The sequence below is a fragment of the Pseudomonas sp. HY2-MNA-CIBAN-0224 genome (assembly GCF_040310285.1).
Lineage (GTDB): Bacteria > Pseudomonadota > Gammaproteobacteria > Pseudomonadales > Pseudomonadaceae > Aquipseudomonas > Aquipseudomonas helleri.
This window is the reverse complement of the sequence record NZ_JBEOPQ010000420.1, coordinates 1-280: the sequence shown is the minus strand read 5'-3', so window position 1 is coordinate 280 and position 280 is coordinate 1. Positions and strand designations below refer to the sequence as shown.

Below are 280 nucleotides of genomic sequence, written 5' to 3'. Positions count from 1 at the left end.
TTAATTGATCATGCTGAGCATTTGGGCGGTTATATTTTCCCAAGCATCTATCTGCAACGTGAATCCCTATTTTCTGGTACCAAGCAAATCACCATCTCTAACGGTACGTTTGATAGCGTCAGTCAAGGAGTCACCACGCAAGATGCAGTACATCGCGGGATATTATTATCCATCGTTGGTGCGATCAATGAGATTAGCCATCGTCATCCCAATTTTGAAGTCATTATGACGGGTGGTGATGCCGCCATTATTGCGCAACATGTCAATCGCCCTGTACGCC

The 280-nt window shown here is 45.4% G+C and carries 1 protein-coding gene; it reads left to right on the top strand.

Going from position 1 to position 280, the window contains the following annotated elements:
• A partial coding sequence (locus AAEZ03_RS27000) for a type III pantothenate kinase (RefSeq protein ID WP_350582884.1) occupies positions 1–280 on the top strand: 280 nt, incomplete at both ends.